Below are 18,132 nucleotides of genomic sequence, written 5' to 3' on the forward strand. Positions count from 1 at the left end.
TGTGACCGACGCTACCCGCAAACCTGAAAAATACCGTGACGTTGAAATCCGTGCCCCTCGCGGTAACACGCTGACCGCCAAGAGCTGGCTGACCGAAGCGCCACTGCGCATGTTGATGAACAACCTCGATCCGGAAGTCGCGGAGAACCCCAAGGAACTGGTGGTGTACGGTGGCATCGGTCGTGCGGCGCGTAACTGGGAGTGCTACGACAAGATCGTCGAAAGCCTCACCAACCTGAATGACGACGAAACCCTGCTGGTGCAATCCGGCAAGCCGGTGGGTGTGTTCAAGACCCATAGCAATGCCCCGCGCGTCCTGATCGCCAACTCTAACCTGGTGCCGCACTGGGCCACCTGGGAGCATTTCAACGAGCTCGACGCCAAGGGCCTGGCCATGTACGGCCAGATGACCGCCGGCAGCTGGATCTACATCGGCAGCCAGGGCATCGTCCAGGGCACCTACGAAACCTTCGTCGAAGCCGGTCGCCAGCATTACGATTCCAACCTCAAGGGCCGTTGGGTGTTGACCGCCGGTCTGGGCGGCATGGGTGGCGCGCAACCGTTGGCCGCGACCCTGGCTGGTGCTTGCTCGCTGAACATCGAATGCCAGCAGGTCAGCATCGATTTCCGCCTCAAGACCCGCTACGTCGACGAGCAGGCCACCGACCTCGACGACGCCCTGGCCCGTATCGAGAAATACACCGCCGAAGGCAAGGCGATCTCCATCGCCCTGTGTGGGAATGCGGCTGAGATTCTCCCGGAACTGGTCCGTCGCGGTGTGCGTCCCGACATGGTCACCGACCAGACCAGCGCCCACGACCCGCTCAACGGGTACCTGCCGGCCGGCTGGACCTGGGACGAATACCGCGCTCGCGCCAAGACCGAACCGGCCGCCGTGGTGAAAGCCGCCAAGCAATCGATGGCTGTCCACGTCAAAGCCATGCTGGCCTTCCAGAAAATGGGCATCCCGACCTTCGACTACGGCAACAACATCCGTCAGATGGCCCAGGAAGAAGGCGTCGAGAATGCCTTCGATTTCCCCGGTTTCGTTCCGGCCTATATCCGTCCGCTGTTCTGCCGTGGCATCGGCCCGTTCCGTTGGGCGGCGCTGTCGGGCGACCCGCAGGACATCTACAAGACCGACGCCAAGGTCAAGGAACTGATCCCCGACGACGCCCACCTGCACAACTGGCTGGACATGGCGCGCGAGCGCATCAGCTTCCAGGGCTTGCCGGCGCGTATCTGCTGGGTTGGCCTGGGCCAACGGGCCAAGCTGGGCCTGGCGTTCAACGAAATGGTGCGCAGCGGCGAGCTGTCCGCGCCGGTCGTGATCGGTCGCGACCACCTGGACTCCGGTTCCGTGTCCAGCCCCAACCGCGAAACCGAGTCCATGCAGGACGGCTCCGATGCGGTCTCCGACTGGCCGCTGCTCAACGCCTTGCTCAACACCGCCAGCGGCGCGACCTGGGTCTCGCTGCACCACGGTGGCGGCGTCGGCATGGGCTTCTCCCAGCATTCGGGCATGGTGATCGTCTGCGACGGTACCGATGAAGCCGCCGAGCGGATCGCTCGCGTACTGCACAACGATCCAGGTACTGGCGTGATGCGTCATGCCGACGCCGGTTACCAGATCGCGATCGATTGCGCCAAGGAACAGGGGCTGAACCTGCCGATGATCACCGGCAAGTAGTCCCCGGATCCCCTGTGGGAGCGAGCTTGCTCGCGATGAGGGCGTGTCAGTAGACGGAACGGGTGCTGACCCACCGCTATCGTCGGATCGCCGCCCGGAGCAAGCTCGCTCCCACAAGGGACGCAGTGCAAATGAATTCCAGAACAATCCACAGAGGTTGAACCATGGCTGTCACCAGCACCCGCGCAAGCAGCAAGCCGTTGATCGAGAAGCGCTCGATCGATTACATCCCGGAAGCGGAGCGACATGGTCGGTTGTTGAGTCAGTTCACCCTCTGGATGGGGGCCAACCTGCAAATCACCGCCATCGTCACCGGCGCATTGGCGGTGGTGCTGGGCGGTGATGTGTTCTGGTCGTTGATCGGTCTGCTGATCGGTCAAGTGCTGGGCGGGGGCGTCATGGCGCTGCATGCCGCGCAAGGGCCCAAGCTTGGCCTGCCGCAGATGATCTCCAGCCGGGTGCAGTTCGGCGTTTATGGCGCGGCCATTCCGATCGTGCTGGTGTGCCTGATGTACCTGGGTTTCACCGCCACGGGCACGGTGCTTTCCGGCCAGGCGCTGGGCCAGTTGTTTAGCGTCAGCGACAGTGTCGGCATCCTGATTTTCGCCAGTGTCATTGTGCTGGTCACGGTGCTCGGCTATCGGGTGATTCACTTCATCGGCCGTATCGCCAGCATCATCGGGGTGATTGCCTTTGTTTACCTGTTCGCTCGCCTGATCGGCCAGGTGGACGTGGGCGCACTCCTGCAAATCCGCCATTTCAGCTGGAGCAGCTTTCTGCTCGCGGTGTCGCTCGCGGCTTCCTGGCAGATCGCTTTCGGCCCTTACGTGGCTGATTATTCCCGCTACCTGCCGAGCCAGACCTCGTCGGTGAAAACCTTTTTTGCCGCCGGCGCCGGTTCCGTCATCGGCGCACAGGTGGCGATGATCCTCGGCGTGTTTGCCGCCGCCTCGGCCAACGGGCAGTTCGCCGGTCATGAAGTGGCCTACATCGTTGGCCTGGGGGGGACCGGTGCCACCGCTGCGTTGCTGTACTTCAGCATCGCATTCGGCAAGGTCACCATTTCCACGCTGAACTCCTACGGCAGCTTCATGTGCATCGCGACCATCATCAGCGGCTTTCGTGGGCACCTTAATGTCACGCGTTTGCAGCGGCTGGTCTTCGTGCTGGTCATCGTCGGTGCCGCGACCCTGATCGCGCTGCTCGGCCAGCACTCGTTCCTCGGTGCATTCAAGTCCTTCATCCTGTTCCTGCTGGCGTTCTTTACGCCCTGGAGCGCGATCAACCTGGTGGACTACTACTTCATCACCCGCGAGCGCTACGACGTGCCGGCATTGGCTGATTCGAACGGTCGCTATGGGCGTTGGAACATCCTGGGGATCAGCGTCTATGCACTGGGTGTGCTGATTCAGCTGCCGTTCATTGCCACCAAGTTCTATACCGGTCCGCTGGTGGCGGCGATGGGGGGTGTGGACATTTCCTGGATCATCGGCCTGGTCGTACCGGCAGCGGTGTATTACCTCGCCGCAAAGAAATGGCACAGCGCCGTACCCGATCAATTGATCCTGCCAGCCGAGCAGGACACGGTTGACGCACAACCGAGCAGGGCGGGCCGCACCCAAGCGGTCTGATGGGACGTTGACAGGGCTGGATGCCTCTTGACTGCCGTAAGCCAACTCAAATGATTAGGAGCGTCACACAATGAAATCGAACAAGACCCTGCTGACCACATTGCTTTCCATGGGCCTGCTGGCCAGTGCCGGCGCCACGCAGGCGGCCGGTTGGTGCGAGTCTGGCAAACCGGTGAAGTTCGCCGGCCTGAACTGGGAAAGCGGCATGCTGCTGACTGACGTGCTGCAAGTGGTGCTGGAAAAAGGCTACGACTGCAAGACCGACAGCCTGCCCGGCAACTCCATCACCATGGAAAACGCCCTGAGCAGCAACGACATCCAGGTGTTCGCCGAAGAATGGGTCGGCCGCAGTGAGGTCTGGAACAAGGCCGAGAAGGCCGGCAAGGTGGTCGGTGTCGGCGCCCCGGTGGTGGGTGCCATCGAAGGCTGGTACGTGCCGCGCTACGTGATCGAAGGCGACGCCAAGCGCAAGCTCGAAGCCAAGGCGCCGGGCTTGAAGAACATTGCCGACCTGGGCCAGTACGCCGCCGTGTTCAAGGATCCGGAAGAGCCGTCCAAGGGCCGTTTCTACAACTGCCCGGCCGGTTGGACCTGCGAGCTGGACAACAGCGAAATGCTGAAAAGCTACGGCCTGGAAAAAACCTACACCAACTTCCGTCCTGGCACTGGCCCGGCGCTGGATGCGGCGGTGCTGTCGAGCTACAAGCGCGGCGAGCCGATCCTGTTTTACTACTGGTCGCCAACGCCGCTGATGGGTCAGGTGGACCTGGTGAAACTGGAAGAAAAACCAGGCGTGGATAAAAGCGTGAGCATCAAGGTCGGTTTGTCCAAGACGTTCCACGACGAAGCGCCGGAGCTGGTGGCAGTGCTGGAGAAGGTCAACCTGCCTATCGATATCCTGAACCAGAACCTGGGGCGCATGGCCAAGGAACGCATCGAGTCGCCTAAGCTGGCGAAGATCTTCCTGAAGGAACATCCTGAAGTCTGGCACGCCTGGGTTAGCGCAGACGCTGCCAAGAAAATCGACGCGGCTCTGTAGGTCGAATCTTTCCCGGCCAACCCTGGGGCTGGTCGGGACGTTCACCGCATCCACCTGATCGAGAGTCTCTTATGTTTCCCGAAAGCTTTACCTTTTCCATCGCCGACTGGGTCAACGGTTGGGTCGACGCCCTGGTGACGAATTATGGCGATGTGTTCCGGCACATCTCCGACACCCTGCTCTGGGCCATTGTCAACCTCGAAGGCCTGCTGCGCCTGGCGCCCTGGTGGCTGATGCTGGCCATCGTCGGCGGCATAGCCTGGCACGCCACGCGCAAAGTCGTGGCCACGGCGGTGATCATCGGCCTGCTGTTCCTGGTAGGCGCGGTGGGCCTGTGGGACAAACTGATGCAGACCCTCGCCCTGATGCTGGTGGCGACGCTGATCTCGGTGTTGATCGGCATTCCCCTGGGCATTCTGTCGGCGCGCAGCAATCGCCTGCGTTCGGTGCTGATGCCGCTGTTGGACATCATGCAGACCATGCCGAGCTTCGTGTACCTGATTCCGGTGTTGATGCTGTTCGGCCTGGGCAAGGTCCCGGCGATTTTCGCCACGGTGATCTACGCCGCGCCGCCCTTGATTCGCCTGACCGACCTGGGCATCCGCCAGGTGGACGGCGAAGTGATGGAAGCCATCAATGCCTTCGGCGCCAACCGCTGGCAACAGCTGTTCGGCGTGCAACTGCCCCTGGCCCTGCCAAGCATCATGGCCGGGATCAACCAGACCACCATGATGGCCCTGTCGATGGTGGTCATCGCCTCGATGATCGGTGCCCGTGGCCTGGGCGAAGACGTGCTGGTGGGCATCCAGACCCTCAACGTCGGACGCGGCCTGGAAGCCGGGTTGGCTATCGTGATTCTCGCCGTGGTCATCGACCGCATTACCCAGGCCTATGGCCGTCCTCGGCATGAGGTGAGCAAATGAATAACGCAGCCATCAGCAAGATCGAAGTCAAGAACGTCTTCAAGATTTTCGGCAACCGTTCCACCGAAGCCCTGGAGCTGATCCGCCGCAACAAGACCAAGGACCAGGTGCTGGCCGAGACCGGTTGCGTGGTCGGTGTGAACGACCTGTCGTTGAGCATCGGCACTGGCGAGATCTTTGTGATCATGGGCCTGTCCGGTTCCGGCAAATCCACCCTGGTGCGGCACTTCAACCGGCTGATCGACCCCACCAGCGGGGCGATCCTGGTGGACGGCGAGGACATCCTCCAACTGGACATGGATGCGCTGCGCGAATTTCGCCGGCACAAGATCAGCATGGTGTTCCAGAGCTTCGGCCTGCTGCCCCACAAGAACGTGCTGGACAACGTCGCCTACGGCTTGAAGGTGCGCGGCGAGAGCAAGCAGGTGTGCGCCGAACGGGCGCTGCACTGGATCAACACCGTGGGCCTGAAGGGCTACGAGAATAAATACCCGCACCAGCTCTCCGGCGGCATGCGCCAGCGCGTGGGCCTGGCCCGTGCCTTGGCGGCGGACACCGACATCATCCTGATGGACGAAGCCTTCAGCGCCCTCGACCCGCTGATCCGCGCCGAGATGCAAGACCAGTTGCTGGAGCTGCAAAAGACCCTGCACAAGACCATCGTGTTCATCACCCACGACCTCGACGAGGCCGTGCGCATCGGCAACCGCATCGCGATTCTCAAGGACGGCAGATTGATCCAGGTCGGCACGCCCCGGGAGATCCTGCATTCGCCGGCCGATGAGTATGTCGATCGGTTCGTGCAGCGGCGGGCGGCGGTGGTTTAGGCCCATGCGCGATAGTAGCTGGTGCGCTGTTGTGGCGAGGGAGCTTGCTCCCGCTGGGTGGCGCAGCCGCCCCCAAAATCTTGTGAGTGCTGCGCACTCAAGCGGGAGCAAGCTCCCTCGCCACAACAGCGCCCCACTCTGGAATGCGTATTCTGTGGGAGCGAGCTTGCTCGCGAAGGCGTCGGCAAAGTTGCATCAATATTCAAGTTGCACAGATGAGGTTAAAGATGTCCCAGGCTGAAAAAATCATCATCGCCGACACCCCGCTGCGCTGGCAGGACGTGGTCGCCGTCGCGCGCTTCGGGGCTGAGCTTGAACTGTCGGCCCAGGCCTGGGCGCGGATCGACAATGCCCAGGCCATCGTGCAGCGCATCGTCGAAAGCGGCGAGCGCGCCTATGGCGTCAACACCGGCCTGGGAGCCTTGTGCAATGTCTCCCTCAAGGACGAACAACTCAGCCAGCTGTCGCGCAACACCTTGCTCAGCCACGCCTGCGGGGTAGGTGCGCCATTGTCCGATGAACAGACCCGGGCGATTCTCTGCGCTGCGATTCTCAACTACAGCCAGGGCAAGTCCGGTATTCATCGGCGGGTGGTCGAGGCGCTGCTGGCGCTGCTCAATCGCGGCATCACCCCGCAAGTGCCGTCCCAGGGCTCGGTGGGTTACCTGACCCACATGGCCCACATCAGCATTGCGCTGCTGGGCGTTGGCCAGGTCAGCCATCGCGGGCAAATCGTCGCGGCGCAACAGGCCCTGGCCGCTGAAGGCCTGCAACCGGTGCAACTGGGGGCCAAGGACGGTTTGTGCCTGGTCAACGGCACGCCGTGCATGACCGGCTTGAGCTGCCTGGCCCTGGCCGATGCGACGCGACTGGTGCAATGGGCCGATGTGATCGCTGCCATGAGCTTCGAAGCCCAGCGCGGCCAGATTGCCGCGTTCGACGCCGAGATCATCGCCCTCAAGCCGCACCCCGGTATGCAGCAGGTCGGGGCCAATTTGCGGGCCTTGCTCGACGGCAGCGAAGTCATCGCTTCGAGCCTGGGCATCCGCACCCAGGATGCCTTGAGCATCCGCTCGATTCCTCAGGTGCACGGAGCCGCTCGCGATCAATTGGCCCATGCGCGGCAACAGATCGAAACCGAGCTCAACGCCGCCACCGACAACCCGCTGTTGCTGGGCACGCCGGAGAATTTCAGGGTGATGTCCCAGGCCAATCCCCACGGCCAGTCGGTGGCGCTGGCTGCCGATCTGCTGGCGATTGCCATGGCCGAAATCGGCTCCATCGCCGAGCGCCGTCTCGACCGCCTGATCAACCCGCACGTCAGTGGCCTGCCGGCGTTCCTGGTGGCTAACCCGGGCGTGAACTCGGGGATGATGATCGTGCAATACGTCGCCGCTTCGCTGTGCGCGGAAAACCGGCAACTGGCGCAACCGGCGGTGCTCGATAATTTCGTCACTTCGGGTTTGCAGGAAGATCACCTGAGCATGGGCACCAACGCTGCGCTGAAGCTGCACCGGGCGCTGGAAAACTGCACCCAGATCCTTGCCATCGAGTACCTGCTCGCGGCGCAAGCCTTTGAGTTTCTCAAGACCCAACGTTTCGGCGCAGGAACCGACGTGGCCTGGAAGCTGCTGCGCGAGCAGGTCCCGGCCTACGATCAGGACCGCTGGCTGGCGCCGGACATCGCCAGTGTCGCGGCCCTGCTCAAATCCCCATCCGTGCTGCACAACGCATTACCGAATCTGAATTGATCAAAAACCGCCAGCGTGCCAAGGCATCCATCGCCCATGAAGCGAGGATGACGGATAACGGAACATTCCGGAGCGACTGGCGGGTAAACAAAAACTCTCAAAAGGAGCATGAAATGGCAGCTTTGAACCTGATCCCCGGCCAACTGAGCCTGGCTCAGTTGCGTGAGATCTATCAGCAACCGGTGACCCTGAGCCTTGACGCCAGCGCTTCGGCGCAGATCGAGGCCAGTGTGGCGTGCGTGGAGCAGATCCTCGCAGAAAACCGTACCGCCTACGGTATCAACACCGGTTTCGGGCTGTTGGCCTCGACCCGCATCGCCAGCGAGGACCTGGAGAACCTGCAGCGTTCCCTGGTGCTGTCCCACGCCGCCGGTGTAGGCGAGCCGATCAGCGACGCCCTGGTGCGGCTGATCATGGTGCTCAAGATCAACAGCCTGAGCCGTGGTTTTTCCGGCATTCGCCGGCAGGTGATCGACGCGCTGATCGCGCTGGTCAATGCCCAGGTCTATCCGCACATTCCGCTCAAGGGCTCGGTCGGCGCGTCCGGCGACCTCGCGCCGCTGGCCCACATGTCCCTGGTCCTGCTGGGCGAAGGCAAGGCTCGCTACAAAGGCGAATGGCTGCCGGCTGTCGAGGCGCTGAAAGTCGCCGGCGTTGCGCCGCTGACCCTGGCCGCCAAAGAAGGCCTGGCGCTGCTCAACGGCACCCAGGTCTCCACCGCGTTTGCCCTGCGTGGCCTGTTCGAAGGCGAGGACCTGTTCGCCGGCGCCCTGGCCCTGGGCAGCCTGACGGTGGAAGCCGTGCTCGGTTCCCGTTCGCCATTCGATGCGCGTATCCATGCTGCCCGCGGCCAGAAAGGCCAGATCGACGCCGCCGCGGCGTATCGCGACCTGCTGGGCGAGCGCAGCGAAGTGTCCGATTCGCACCAGAACTGCGACAAGGTGCAGGACCCGTACTCTCTGCGCTGCCAGCCACAAGTGATGGGTGCCTGCCTGACCCAGTTCCGCCAGGCCGCCGAAGTGCTGGTGATCGAGGCCAACGCGGTGTCGGACAACCCGTTGGTGTTCGCCGCCGAAGGCGATGTGATTTCCGGTGGCAACTTCCACGCCGAGCCGGTGGCAATGGCCGCCGATAACATGGCCCTGGCGATTGCCGAAATCGGTTCCCTGAGCGAGCGCCGTATCTCGTTGATGATGGACAAGCACATGTCGCAACTGCCGCCGTTCCTGGTGGGCAATGGCGGGGTGAACTCCGGCTTCATGATCGCCCAGGTCACCGCGGCTGCTCTGGCGAGCGAGAACAAGGCGCTGTCCCATCCGCATTCGGTGGACAGCCTGCCGACCTCGGCCAACCAGGAAGACCACGTCTCCATGGCCCCGGCCGCCGGCAAGCGCCTGTGGGAAATGGCCGAGAACACCCGTGGGATTCTGGCGGTGGAATGGCTGGCGGCGTGCCAGGGCCTGGACCTGCGCGGGGGCTTGAAGACCTCGCCGAAGCTGGAGCAGGCCCGTGGCCTGTTGCGCAAGGCAGTGCCGTTCTATGAGAAAGACCGCTTCTTTGCGCCGGACATCAATGCTGCCAGTGAGTTGTTGGCGAGCCGTTGCCTGAACGCGCTGGTGACGGTGAAGTTGTTGCCGAGCCTGTAAGGGCCCCATCGCGAGCAGGCTCGCTCCCACAAGGGTTTCTGGTGTACTCAAAACCTCTGTGGGAGCGAGCCTGCTCGCGATTCGATTTGAAATGAGACGAGGAAACCCGGGATGAAAACCCTCTGGCAAAACTGCCACGCCGCCACCATGGCCCAGGGCGTCTACTCGATCATCGAAGACGCCGCCATCGTTACCCAGGGCGAGCACATCCACTGGATCGGCCCGCGTGCCCAGTTGCCCACCGGCGACTACCCGGCGGTTCACGACCTCCAGGGCGCCTGGGTCACACCCGGGCTGATCGACTGCCACACCCACACGGTGTTCGGCGGCAACCGTAGCGGTGAGTTCGAGCAGCGCCTGCAAGGCGTCAGCTACGCCGAGATCGCCGCGGCTGGCGGCGGCATCGCCAGCACCGTGCGTGCCACCCGCGCCGCCAGCGAAGACGAGCTGTTCGCCAGCGCCGCCAGACGCCTGAAAAGCCTGATGCGCGACGGCGTGACCACGGTGGAAATCAAATCCGGCTACGGCCTCGACCTGGCGAACGAGCGCAAGATGCTGCGGGTCATCCGCCGCCTCGGCGCCGAATTGCCGGTCAGCGTACGCAGCACCTGCCTGGCGGCTCATGCGTTGCCGCCGGAATACGCCGAACGCGCCGACGATTACATCGAACACATTTGCACCGAGATGCTCCCGGCCCTGGCGGCCGAAGGGCTGGTGGATGCGGTGGATGCCTTTTGTGAGTACCTGGCATTTTCCCCGGCCCAGGTCGAGCGGGTATTTGTCACCGCGCAACGGTTGGAGCTACCGGTCAAGCTGCATGCCGAACAGCTGTCGTCACTGCATGGATCGAGCCTGGCGGCTCGCTACCAGGCGCTGTCAGCGGATCACCTGGAGTTCATGACCGAGGACGATGCCAAGGCCATGGCGCAGTCCGGCACGGTGGCGGTGTTGCTGCCGGGGGCGTTTTATTTCCTGCGCGAAACCCAACTGCCGCCGATGGACGCTTTGCGCAAGCACGGCGTGAAAATCGCGGTAGCCAGCGATCTCAACCCTGGCACCTCGCCGGCGCTGTCGCTGCGCTTGATGTTGAACATGGTCTGCACCTGCCTGCGCCTGACACCGGAAGAAGCCTTGGCCGGCGCGACCATTCATGCGGCCCAGGCGCTGGGCATGGCCCAGACCCACGGCTCGCTGGAAGCCGGCAAGGTGGCAGATTTCGTCGCCTGGCACATCGACCGCCCCGCCGACCTGGCGTACTGGCTCGGCGGCGAACTGGAAAAACGCGTCGTGCGTCACGGCGTGGAAATCGATTGAGGAGAACGGTTGTGGAGAAGGTCCTGAATTTCAAGCAAGGGCGCGTGCCGCTGCTGATCAGCATGCCCCACGCGGGCCTGCGCCTGACCCCGGCGGTGCAGGCCGGGCTGATCCCCGAGGCGCAAAGCCTGCCGGACACCGACTGGCACATCCCGCGGCTCTATGACTTCGCCGCCGAGCTGGGCGCCAGTACGTTGTGCGCCGAGTACTCGCGGTTCGTCGTCGACCTGAACCGCCCGTCGGACGACAAACCGATGTACGTCGGTGCCACCACGGGTCTGTACCCAGCGACACTGTTCGATGGCGTGCCGTTGTTTCGCGAAGGGCTGGAGCCGTCCGCCGAGGAGCGTGCGACTTATTTGCAGCAGATCTGGATGCCGTACCACCAGGCTCTGCAACACGAGCTGGCACGACTCAAGGCTGAGTTCGGCTATGCCTTGCTGTTCGATGCCCACTCGATCCGCTCGGTGATCCCGCACCTGTTCGAAGGCAAGCTGCCGGACTTCAACCTCGGCACCTTCAATGGCGCCGCCTGCGACCCGACCCTGGCCAGCCAGCTCGAAGCCATCTGCGCCCGCCACGGTGCATATACCCATGTGCTCAACGGGCGGTTCAAGGGCGGGCACATCACGCGCCACTACGGCAACCCGGCCGAAGACATCCACGCGGTGCAACTGGAGCTGTGCCAGAGCACCTACATGGAAGAGTTCGAACCGTTCAACTACCGCGCCGACCTGGCGGAGCCGACCCAGGTTGTCATTCGGGAGCTGCTTGAGGGGCTGTTGGCTTGGGGACGGCAAACCTACGGCAAGTAACCCGCGGCGAGGGAGCTTGCTCCCGCTAGAGTGCGCAGCGCTCTCACGCTGTGTGGGGCGGCTGCGTCCGATGCGTCGAACCGACCCCAGAGCGAGCTCCCTCGCCCCGATACCTGCATCAGCCACCTTGGCTATGGCTGACACGCTTTGACTGCGCAGGGGACATGCTCATTAAGGTGATTCGGGTTTATGATGCCGGACGGCAGACTAAATAGAAGTCCCCACAGGGATGACTCGACCCTTACGGAGCGCGCAATGCAGACTTTGTACCCGCAGATCAAACCACACGCCCGGCACGATCTGGCTGTCGATGACACCCACACGCTCTATGTCGATGAAAGCGGTTCCCCGGAAGGCCTGCCGGTGGTGTTCATTCACGGTGGTCCGGGTGCCGGATGCGATGCGCAGAGTCGCTGCTATTTCGACCCCAACCTCTACCGTATCGTCACCTTCGACCAACGCGGCTGCGGTCGCTCCACGCCCCATGCCAGCCTGGAAAACAACACCACCTGGGACCTGGTCGAGGATCTGGAACGCATCCGCAAGCACCTGGGCATCGAGAAGTGGGTGCTGTTCGGCGGCTCCTGGGGGTCGACCCTGGCCCTGGCGTACGCCCAGACCCATCCGGAGCGGGTACATGGCCTGATCCTGCGTGGGATCTTTCTCTGCCGGCCGCAGGAAATCGAGTGGTTCTATCAGGCCGGCGCCAGTCGCCTGTTTCCCGACTACTGGCAGGACTACATCGCGCCGATCCCTCTGGATGAACGCGATAACCTGCTCAGCGCTTTCCACAAGCGCCTGACCGGCAACGACCAGATCGCCCAGATGCACGCGGCCAAGGCCTGGTCCACCTGGGAGGGCCGCACCGCGACCCTGCGCCCCAATCCGCTGGTGGTTGATCGTTTCTCCGAGCCACAGCGTGCGCTGTCGATTGCACGGATCGAATGCCACTATTTCACCAACAACGCTTTCCTGGAACCCAACCAACTGATCCGCGACATGGGCAAGATCGCGCATCTGCCCGGCATCATCATCCATGGTCGCTATGACGTCATCTGCCCGCTGGACAACGCCTGGGAACTGCATCAGAACTGGCCCAACAGCGAACTGCAGGTCATTCGCGACGCCGGCCACGCCGCGTCCGAGCCGGGTATTACCGATGCGCTGGTGCGTGCGGCGGCGCAGATGGCCCGGCGCCTGCTCGATTTGCCACCCGAAGAAGCATGAAAGGCCTGCTGCAGCGGGTGCGCGGCGCCCGGGTCGAGGTCGCGGGGGAGGTCGTGGGATCAGTGGACCAGGGCCTGCTGGTGCTGGTGGCGATCGAACCCGAGGACACCCGGGCCAACGCCGACAAACTGTTGCATAAGCTGCTTAACTATCGGGTATTCAGCGACGCCGACGGCAAGATGAACCTGTCCCTGGCCGACGTCGCTGGCGGTTTGCTGCTGGTGTCGCAGTTCACCCTGGCGGCGGACACCAAAAGCGGCTTGCGCCCGAGTTTCTCGACGGCGGCGCCACCGGCTTTGGGAGAAGAGTTGTTCAACTATCTGCTCGCCCAGGCAAAACAGGTGCATGGCACAGTGGCATCAGGTAGATTCGGCGCCGACATGCAGGTGCATCTGGTCAACGACGGCCCGGTCACCTTCCTTTTGCAAGTCTGAAAGTGTTTGAAACATCTTTTCGAGCCGGTTTCGTGGCAAAACACGGAGTTTTCTCGAGAAATACTTTGTTGCCCCTGATGCGTTGTCACGCGGCCTGCTAGATAATCGCGCGCTACGGGGGATCAGCGGTCGCTGGTCCATTTGACTTTAGGTAGAGACTTGTCCTGAACCGTTTGGGGAATCATTTTGTCCCATCGGAGTCGGAACAATGCTCGCCAACTTGGCAAGAGTGTTCCGCAGGGTCGGTTTTTCAAGGCCGATACCGAGTAGATACTTTATCTGGCCGTTGGTTTTTTGATCTGTTTTCGGCGAGGGTTGCTCGTGATTGTTAGTCCCTGTAATGCACCAAAAATGTCTGCCAAACGGTTTAGAAACGCTCTGATAGCGGGCTCGGCCCTGCTGAGCCTGTTCGGTGCGGGTCAACTGTGGGCATTCAGCCTGGATGATGTATCGGCGAAGGCGCAAGAACTGGCTGGGCAAAAGTACGAAGCCCCGCGCAGCAATCTGCCGAACGAATTCCGCGAAATGAAATTCGCTGACTATCAAAAAATCCGTTTCCGCACCGAAAAAGCCGAATGGGCCGACCAGAAGACCCCGTTCAGGCTGTCCTTCTATCACCAGGGCATGCATTTCGACACCCCGGTGAAGATCAACGAAATCACCGCGACCAACGTCGAAGAAATCAAGTACGACCCGTCGCGCTTCGATTTCGCCGATGTGAAATTCGATCCCAAGGCCACCGAGCAACTGGGCTATGCGGGTTTTCGCGTGCTGTACCCGATCAACAAGGCTGACAAGCAAGACGAAATCATGACCATGCTTGGCGCGAGTTATTTCCGCGTCATCGGCAAAGGCCAGGTCTATGGCTTGTCGGCCCGTGGCATGGCCATCGACACCGCGCTGCCGTCGGGCGAGGAATTCCCGCGCTTTCGCGAGTTCTGGATCCAGCGCCCGAAGCCAACCGACAAGCACCTGGTGATCTTCGCCCTGCTGGACTCGCCACGGGCCACCGGCGCCTATCGCCTGACCCTGCGTCCGGGCACCGATACCGTGGTCGATGTGAAGTCGCGCATGTTCCTGCGTGATCGCGTCACCAAGCTGGGTGTGGCCCCGCTGACCAGCATGTACCTGTTCGGCGCCAACCAGCCGTCCAAGGTGCTCAACTACCGTCGCGAGCTGCACGACTCCAGCGGCCTGTCGATCCACGCCGGTAACGGCGAGTGGATCTGGCGTCCGCTGAACAACCCGAAACACCTGGCCGTGAGCAACTTCTCGGTTGAGAACCCGCGGGGCTTCGGCCTGCTGCAGCGCGGTCGCGACTTCAGCCACTACGAAGACCTGGACGACCGCTACGACAAGCGTCCAAGTGCCTGGATCGAACCTAAAGGCGATTGGGGCAAGGGCACCGTCGACCTGGTGGAAATTCCGACCGCCGACGAAACCAACGACAACATCGTTGCGTTCTGGAGCCCGGAGAAACTGCCTGAGCCAGGCCAGCCCCTGGACTTCAGCTACCGCCTGCACTGGACCCTCGACGAAGCCAGCCTGCACTCGCCGGACAGTGCCTGGGTCAAGCAGACCCTGCGTTCCACCGGTGACGTGAAGCAGTCCAACCTGATCCGCCAGCCCGACGGCAGCGTCGCCTACCTGGTGGATTTCGAAGGTCCGTCCCTGCAAGCCCTGCCGGAAAATGCCGAGGTGCGTAGCCAGGTGAGCGTTGGCGACAATGCCGAAATCGTCGAGAACAGCGTGCGCTACAACCCTGAAACCAAGGGGTGGCGTTTGACGTTGCGTCTGAAGATCAAGGACGCCAAGCAGGCCACCGAAATGCGCGCTGCCCTGGTTCGTCCGTTGACGCCTGTCGAGGCTCCGGCCGCATCGCACACCGTGACCACGACGCTTGCCAAGGCCGACAAGGTTGCCAAGCAGCAAGCCGAGAAAGAAACGGCGCAAGAAAAAGCGCAAGAAGAAGCCAAGGCCGTCAAGGCAGCGTCCGCCGCCGTTGAAGCAACCCCAACCCAGCAGGAACCGGAACCGACTGAACAAGTCCTGACCGAGACCTGGAGCTATCAGTTGCCAGCCGATGAGTAATACTCCAGTACAGCCAGAGACGCTCAGCGAGTACCTGGCCCATTTGCCCATGACGAACGAGCAGCGCGCCGAACTGGCGGGCTGCAAGTCCTTCAGCGAGTTGCACGAACGCCTGTCGTCCTCGACCTTCGACGCAACCACCGAGGCGGCGCAAGTCTCGGTGGGCCGTCGCCTGACCCTCAGCACCGCCGAGGAGCTTGAAGACGCCGAGATGCTGGGGCTCGACTCCAGCGGTCGCGTGCGCCTGAAGGCGACCCCGCCCATTCGTCGGACCAAGGTCGTGCCGGAGCCGTGGCGCACCAATATCCTGGTGCGCGGCTGGCGCCGTCTGACCGGTCGTACCAACCCGCCGAAGCCACCCAAGGATGAACGCGTGCTGCCTCACGCACGCTGGCGTACCGTGGGTTCGATCCGTCGCTACATCCTGTTGATTCTGATGCTCGGCCAGACCATCGTCGCCGGCTGGTACATGAAAGGCATCATGCCGTACCAGGGCTGGTCGCTGGTGGATCTAGACGAGGTCCTGCACCAACCGCTGCTGCAGACCGCCACCCAGGTGCTGCCATATGCATTGCAGACCAGCATCCTCATCATGTTCGGGATCTTGTTCTGCTGGGTATCAGCCGGTTTCTGGACCGCGCTGATGGGCTTCCTCGAGCTGCTCACCGGTCACGACAAATATCGTATTTCCGGGGCCAGTGCCGGCAACGAGCCGATTCCCAAGGACGCCCGTACCGCGCTGGTGATGCCGATCTGCAACGAAGATGTGCCGCGGGTGTTCGCCGGTTTGCGCGCCACCTTCGAGTCGGTGGCCGCCACCGGTGACCTGGATCGCTTCGACTTCTTCGTCCTCAGCGACAGTAACGAAACCGATATCTGTGTCGCCGAGCAGCAGGCCTGGCTGGACGTCTGCCGTGAAGCCGGTGGCTTCGGCAAGATCTTCTACCGGCGTCGCCGCCGTCGTGTGAAGCGCAAAAGTGGCAACCTCGACGACTTCTGCCGCCGCTGGGGCAGCGACTACAAGTACATGGTGGTGCTCGACGCGGACTCCGTGATGAGCGGCGAATGCCTGACCAGCCTCGTGCGCCTGATGGAGGCGACGCCGGACGCCGGTATCATCCAGACCGCGCCGAAGGCCTCGGGCATGGACACGCTGTATGCGCGCATGCAGCAGTTCGCCACGCGGGTATACGGTCCGCTGTTCACCGCCGGCCTGCACTTCTGGCAGTTGGGTGAATCTCACTACTGGGGGCACAACGCGATCATCCGCATGAAGCCGTTCATCGACCACTGCGCCCTGGCGCCGTTGCCGGGTAAAGGCGCGTTCTCCGGGGCCATCCTGTCCCACGACTTCGTAGAGGCCGCTTTGATGCGCCGTGCCGGCTGGGGCGTGTGGATTGCCTACGACCTGCCGGGCAGTTACGAAGAATTGCCGCCGAACCTGCTGGACGAACTCAAGCGTGACCGTCGTTGGTGCCACGGCAACCTGATGAACTTCAGGCTCTTCCTGGTCAAAGGCATGCATCCGGTGCACCGTGCGGTGTTCCTGACCGGCGTGATGTCCTACCTGTCGGCACCGCTGTGGTTCTTCTTCCTGGTGCTGTCCACCGCACTGTTGGCGGTCAATACACTGATGGAGCCGCAGTACTTCCTCGAGCCGCGCCAACTGTACCCACTCTGGCCACAATGGCATCCGGACAAGGCCATCGCCCTGTTCTCGACGACCATCGTGCTGCTGTTCCTGCCCAAGTTGCTGAGTATCGTGCTGATCTGGGCCAAGGGTGCGAAGGAGTTCGGTGGCAAATTCAAGGTAACGTTGTCGATGCTGCTGGAGATGCTGTTCTCCATGTTGCTGGCGCCGGTGCGGATGATTTTCCACACCCGCTTCGTGCTCGCCGCCTTCCTGGGCTGGGCCGCGACCTGGAATTCTCCGAAGCGTGACGACGACTCCACACCTTGGAGCGAAGCGGTCAAGCGCCACGGTCCGCAGACCCTGCTGGGCTTTTTCTGGGCCCTGCTGGTGATCTGGCTGAACCCGAGCTTCCTGTGGTGGCTGGTGCCGATCGTCGGTTCGCTGATGCTGTCGATCCCGGTGTCGGTGATCTCCAGCCGTGTTGGCCTGGGCTTGAAGTCCCGTGACGAGAGCCTGTTCCTGATCCCTGAGGAATATGCGCCGCCCCAGGAATTGGTGTCGACTGACCAGTACACCCATGAAAACCGTTGGCACGCCCTGAACGACGGCTTTATCCGGGCCGTGGTCGATCCACAACAGAACGCCCTGGCCTGTGCATTGGCGACCTCCCGTCATCGTCAGGCCGAGCCGATCGAATGGCTGCGGGTCGAGCGGGTCCGTCATGCGCTGAAAGTTGGCCCTGCCGGATTGAACAATGCCGAGCGCCTGGCGCTGCTGAGCGATCCCGTGGCTTTGTCCCGCCTGCATGAGCAGGTCTGGAGCGAGGCTCATCCGGATTGGCTGGCGGCATGGAGGGCATCGGTGAAGGCCGATCCTCATGCGCCGTTGCTACCGCTTCAGCCGTTGAGCGCACAGCCTCAAGTGGCTTGATCCGCAAAAAAGCCCCGCTTCTGCGAAGATTCGGGGCTTTTTGTTGGTCTGGGTCTGGGTATTTGGGGCATATCCATTGCTGCGGTTACGGCGGCTTAGGGTTCCGCCCTTACGGCGGCTTACTTTTGAGAAGCGCAAAAGTAAGCAAAACGCTCTTGCCCCACCACTGGGCACCTCGCCG

13 protein-coding genes are annotated in these 18,132 nt (G+C 62.5%); all 13 read left to right on the forward strand.

Features of this window, described 5'->3' with window-relative positions; translation table 11 throughout:
• Nucleotide 1 precedes the first annotated feature (1 nt).
• Nucleotides 2-1,690, forward strand: a complete 1,689-nt coding sequence (gene hutU / locus ACLEJQ_RS24735) for a urocanate hydratase (protein ID WP_440799391.1) — start codon at nucleotides 2-4, stop codon at nucleotides 1,688-1,690.
• A gap of 164 nt (nucleotides 1,691-1,854) precedes the next feature.
• Nucleotides 1,855-3,321, forward strand: coding sequence for a purine-cytosine permease family protein (locus ACLEJQ_RS24740; RefSeq protein WP_440799394.1), 1,467 nt, complete (start codon nucleotides 1,855-1,857; stop codon nucleotides 3,319-3,321).
• A gap of 70 nt (nucleotides 3,322-3,391) precedes the next feature.
• The gene (locus tag ACLEJQ_RS24745) at nucleotides 3,392-4,360 is read left to right on the forward strand and encodes an ABC transporter substrate-binding protein (RefSeq protein ID WP_440799398.1); all 969 of its coding nucleotides are present in this window, start codon (nucleotides 3,392-3,394) and stop codon (nucleotides 4,358-4,360) included.
• Between the two features lie 71 nt (nucleotides 4,361-4,431).
• Nucleotides 4,432-5,283, forward strand: a complete 852-nt coding sequence (locus tag ACLEJQ_RS24750) for an ABC transporter permease (RefSeq protein WP_440799401.1) — start codon at nucleotides 4,432-4,434, stop codon at nucleotides 5,281-5,283.
• Nucleotides 5,280-6,110, forward strand: a complete 831-nt coding sequence (locus tag ACLEJQ_RS24755; protein ID WP_440799404.1) for a quaternary amine ABC transporter ATP-binding protein — start codon at nucleotides 5,280-5,282, stop codon at nucleotides 6,108-6,110. The genes ACLEJQ_RS24750 and ACLEJQ_RS24755 overlap by 4 nt, the downstream gene beginning before the upstream one ends.
• Nucleotides 6,111-6,337: 227 nt before the next feature.
• On the forward strand, nucleotides 6,338-7,861 hold the full coding sequence (hutH, locus tag ACLEJQ_RS24760) for a histidine ammonia-lyase (RefSeq protein WP_440799407.1): 1,524 nt from the start codon (nucleotides 6,338-6,340) through the stop codon (nucleotides 7,859-7,861).
• A gap of 113 nt (nucleotides 7,862-7,974) precedes the next feature.
• Nucleotides 7,975-9,507 (forward strand): histidine ammonia-lyase, encoded by a 1,533-nt coding sequence (gene hutH / locus ACLEJQ_RS24765; protein WP_440799410.1) that lies wholly within the window; start codon nucleotides 7,975-7,977, stop codon nucleotides 9,505-9,507.
• A 111-nt stretch (nucleotides 9,508-9,618) separates the two neighbouring features.
• Nucleotides 9,619-10,821 (forward strand): imidazolonepropionase, encoded by a 1,203-nt coding sequence (gene hutI / locus ACLEJQ_RS24770; protein WP_440799413.1) that lies wholly within the window; start codon nucleotides 9,619-9,621, stop codon nucleotides 10,819-10,821.
• 11 nt (nucleotides 10,822-10,832) lie between these two features.
• Nucleotides 10,833-11,636, forward strand: a complete 804-nt coding sequence (gene hutG, locus ACLEJQ_RS24775; RefSeq protein WP_440799416.1) for an N-formylglutamate deformylase — start codon at nucleotides 10,833-10,835, stop codon at nucleotides 11,634-11,636.
• A gap of 255 nt (nucleotides 11,637-11,891) precedes the next feature.
• Entirely contained in the window at nucleotides 11,892-12,863 is a 972-nt protein-coding gene (pip, locus tag ACLEJQ_RS24780; protein ID WP_440799419.1) for a prolyl aminopeptidase, read from the forward strand.
• Entirely contained in the window at nucleotides 12,860-13,297 is a 438-nt protein-coding gene (gene dtd, locus ACLEJQ_RS24785) for a D-aminoacyl-tRNA deacylase (RefSeq protein ID WP_440799422.1), read from the forward strand. Before pip ends, dtd begins: the two co-directional genes overlap by 4 nt.
• Before the next feature lie 351 nt (nucleotides 13,298-13,648).
• Entirely contained in the window at nucleotides 13,649-15,388 is a 1,740-nt protein-coding gene (locus ACLEJQ_RS24790) for a glucan biosynthesis protein G (protein WP_440799425.1), read from the forward strand.
• Complete coding sequence (mdoH, locus tag ACLEJQ_RS24795; RefSeq protein WP_440799427.1) at nucleotides 15,381-17,951, forward strand: glucans biosynthesis glucosyltransferase MdoH; 2,571 nt, start codon at nucleotides 15,381-15,383, stop codon at nucleotides 17,949-17,951. The genes ACLEJQ_RS24790 and mdoH overlap by 8 nt, the downstream gene beginning before the upstream one ends.
• Nucleotides 17,952-18,132: the final 181 nt, after the last annotated feature.

The organism is Pseudomonas sp. SMV71 (genome assembly GCF_052042015.1).
Taxonomy (GTDB): Bacteria; Pseudomonadota; Gammaproteobacteria; order Pseudomonadales; family Pseudomonadaceae; genus Aquipseudomonas.

Excerpts from the sequence above, each read along its gene's own strand:
- ACLEJQ_RS24740 (WP_440799394.1), top strand. The coding sequence starts at position 1,855 with ATGGCTGTCACCAGCACCCGCGCAAGCAGCAAGCCGTTGATCGAGAAG.
- ACLEJQ_RS24745 (WP_440799398.1), top strand. The coding sequence starts at position 3,392 with ATGAAATCGAACAAGACCCTGCTGACCACATTGCTTTCCATGGGCCTG.
- ACLEJQ_RS24750 (WP_440799401.1), top strand. The coding sequence starts at position 4,432 with ATGTTTCCCGAAAGCTTTACCTTTTCCATCGCCGACTGGGTCAACGGT.
- ACLEJQ_RS24755 (WP_440799404.1), top strand. The coding sequence starts at position 5,280 with ATGAATAACGCAGCCATCAGCAAGATCGAAGTCAAGAACGTCTTCAAG.
- hutH (WP_440799407.1), top strand. The coding sequence starts at position 6,338 with ATGTCCCAGGCTGAAAAAATCATCATCGCCGACACCCCGCTGCGCTGG.
- hutH (WP_440799410.1), top strand. The coding sequence starts at position 7,975 with ATGGCAGCTTTGAACCTGATCCCCGGCCAACTGAGCCTGGCTCAGTTG.
- hutI (WP_440799413.1), top strand. The coding sequence starts at position 9,619 with ATGAAAACCCTCTGGCAAAACTGCCACGCCGCCACCATGGCCCAGGGC.
- pip (WP_440799419.1), top strand. The coding sequence starts at position 11,892 with ATGCAGACTTTGTACCCGCAGATCAAACCACACGCCCGGCACGATCTG.
- dtd (WP_440799422.1), top strand. The coding sequence starts at position 12,860 with ATGAAAGGCCTGCTGCAGCGGGTGCGCGGCGCCCGGGTCGAGGTCGCG.
- ACLEJQ_RS24790 (WP_440799425.1), top strand. The coding sequence starts at position 13,649 with ATGTCTGCCAAACGGTTTAGAAACGCTCTGATAGCGGGCTCGGCCCTG.
- mdoH (WP_440799427.1), top strand. The coding sequence starts at position 15,381 with ATGAGTAATACTCCAGTACAGCCAGAGACGCTCAGCGAGTACCTGGCC.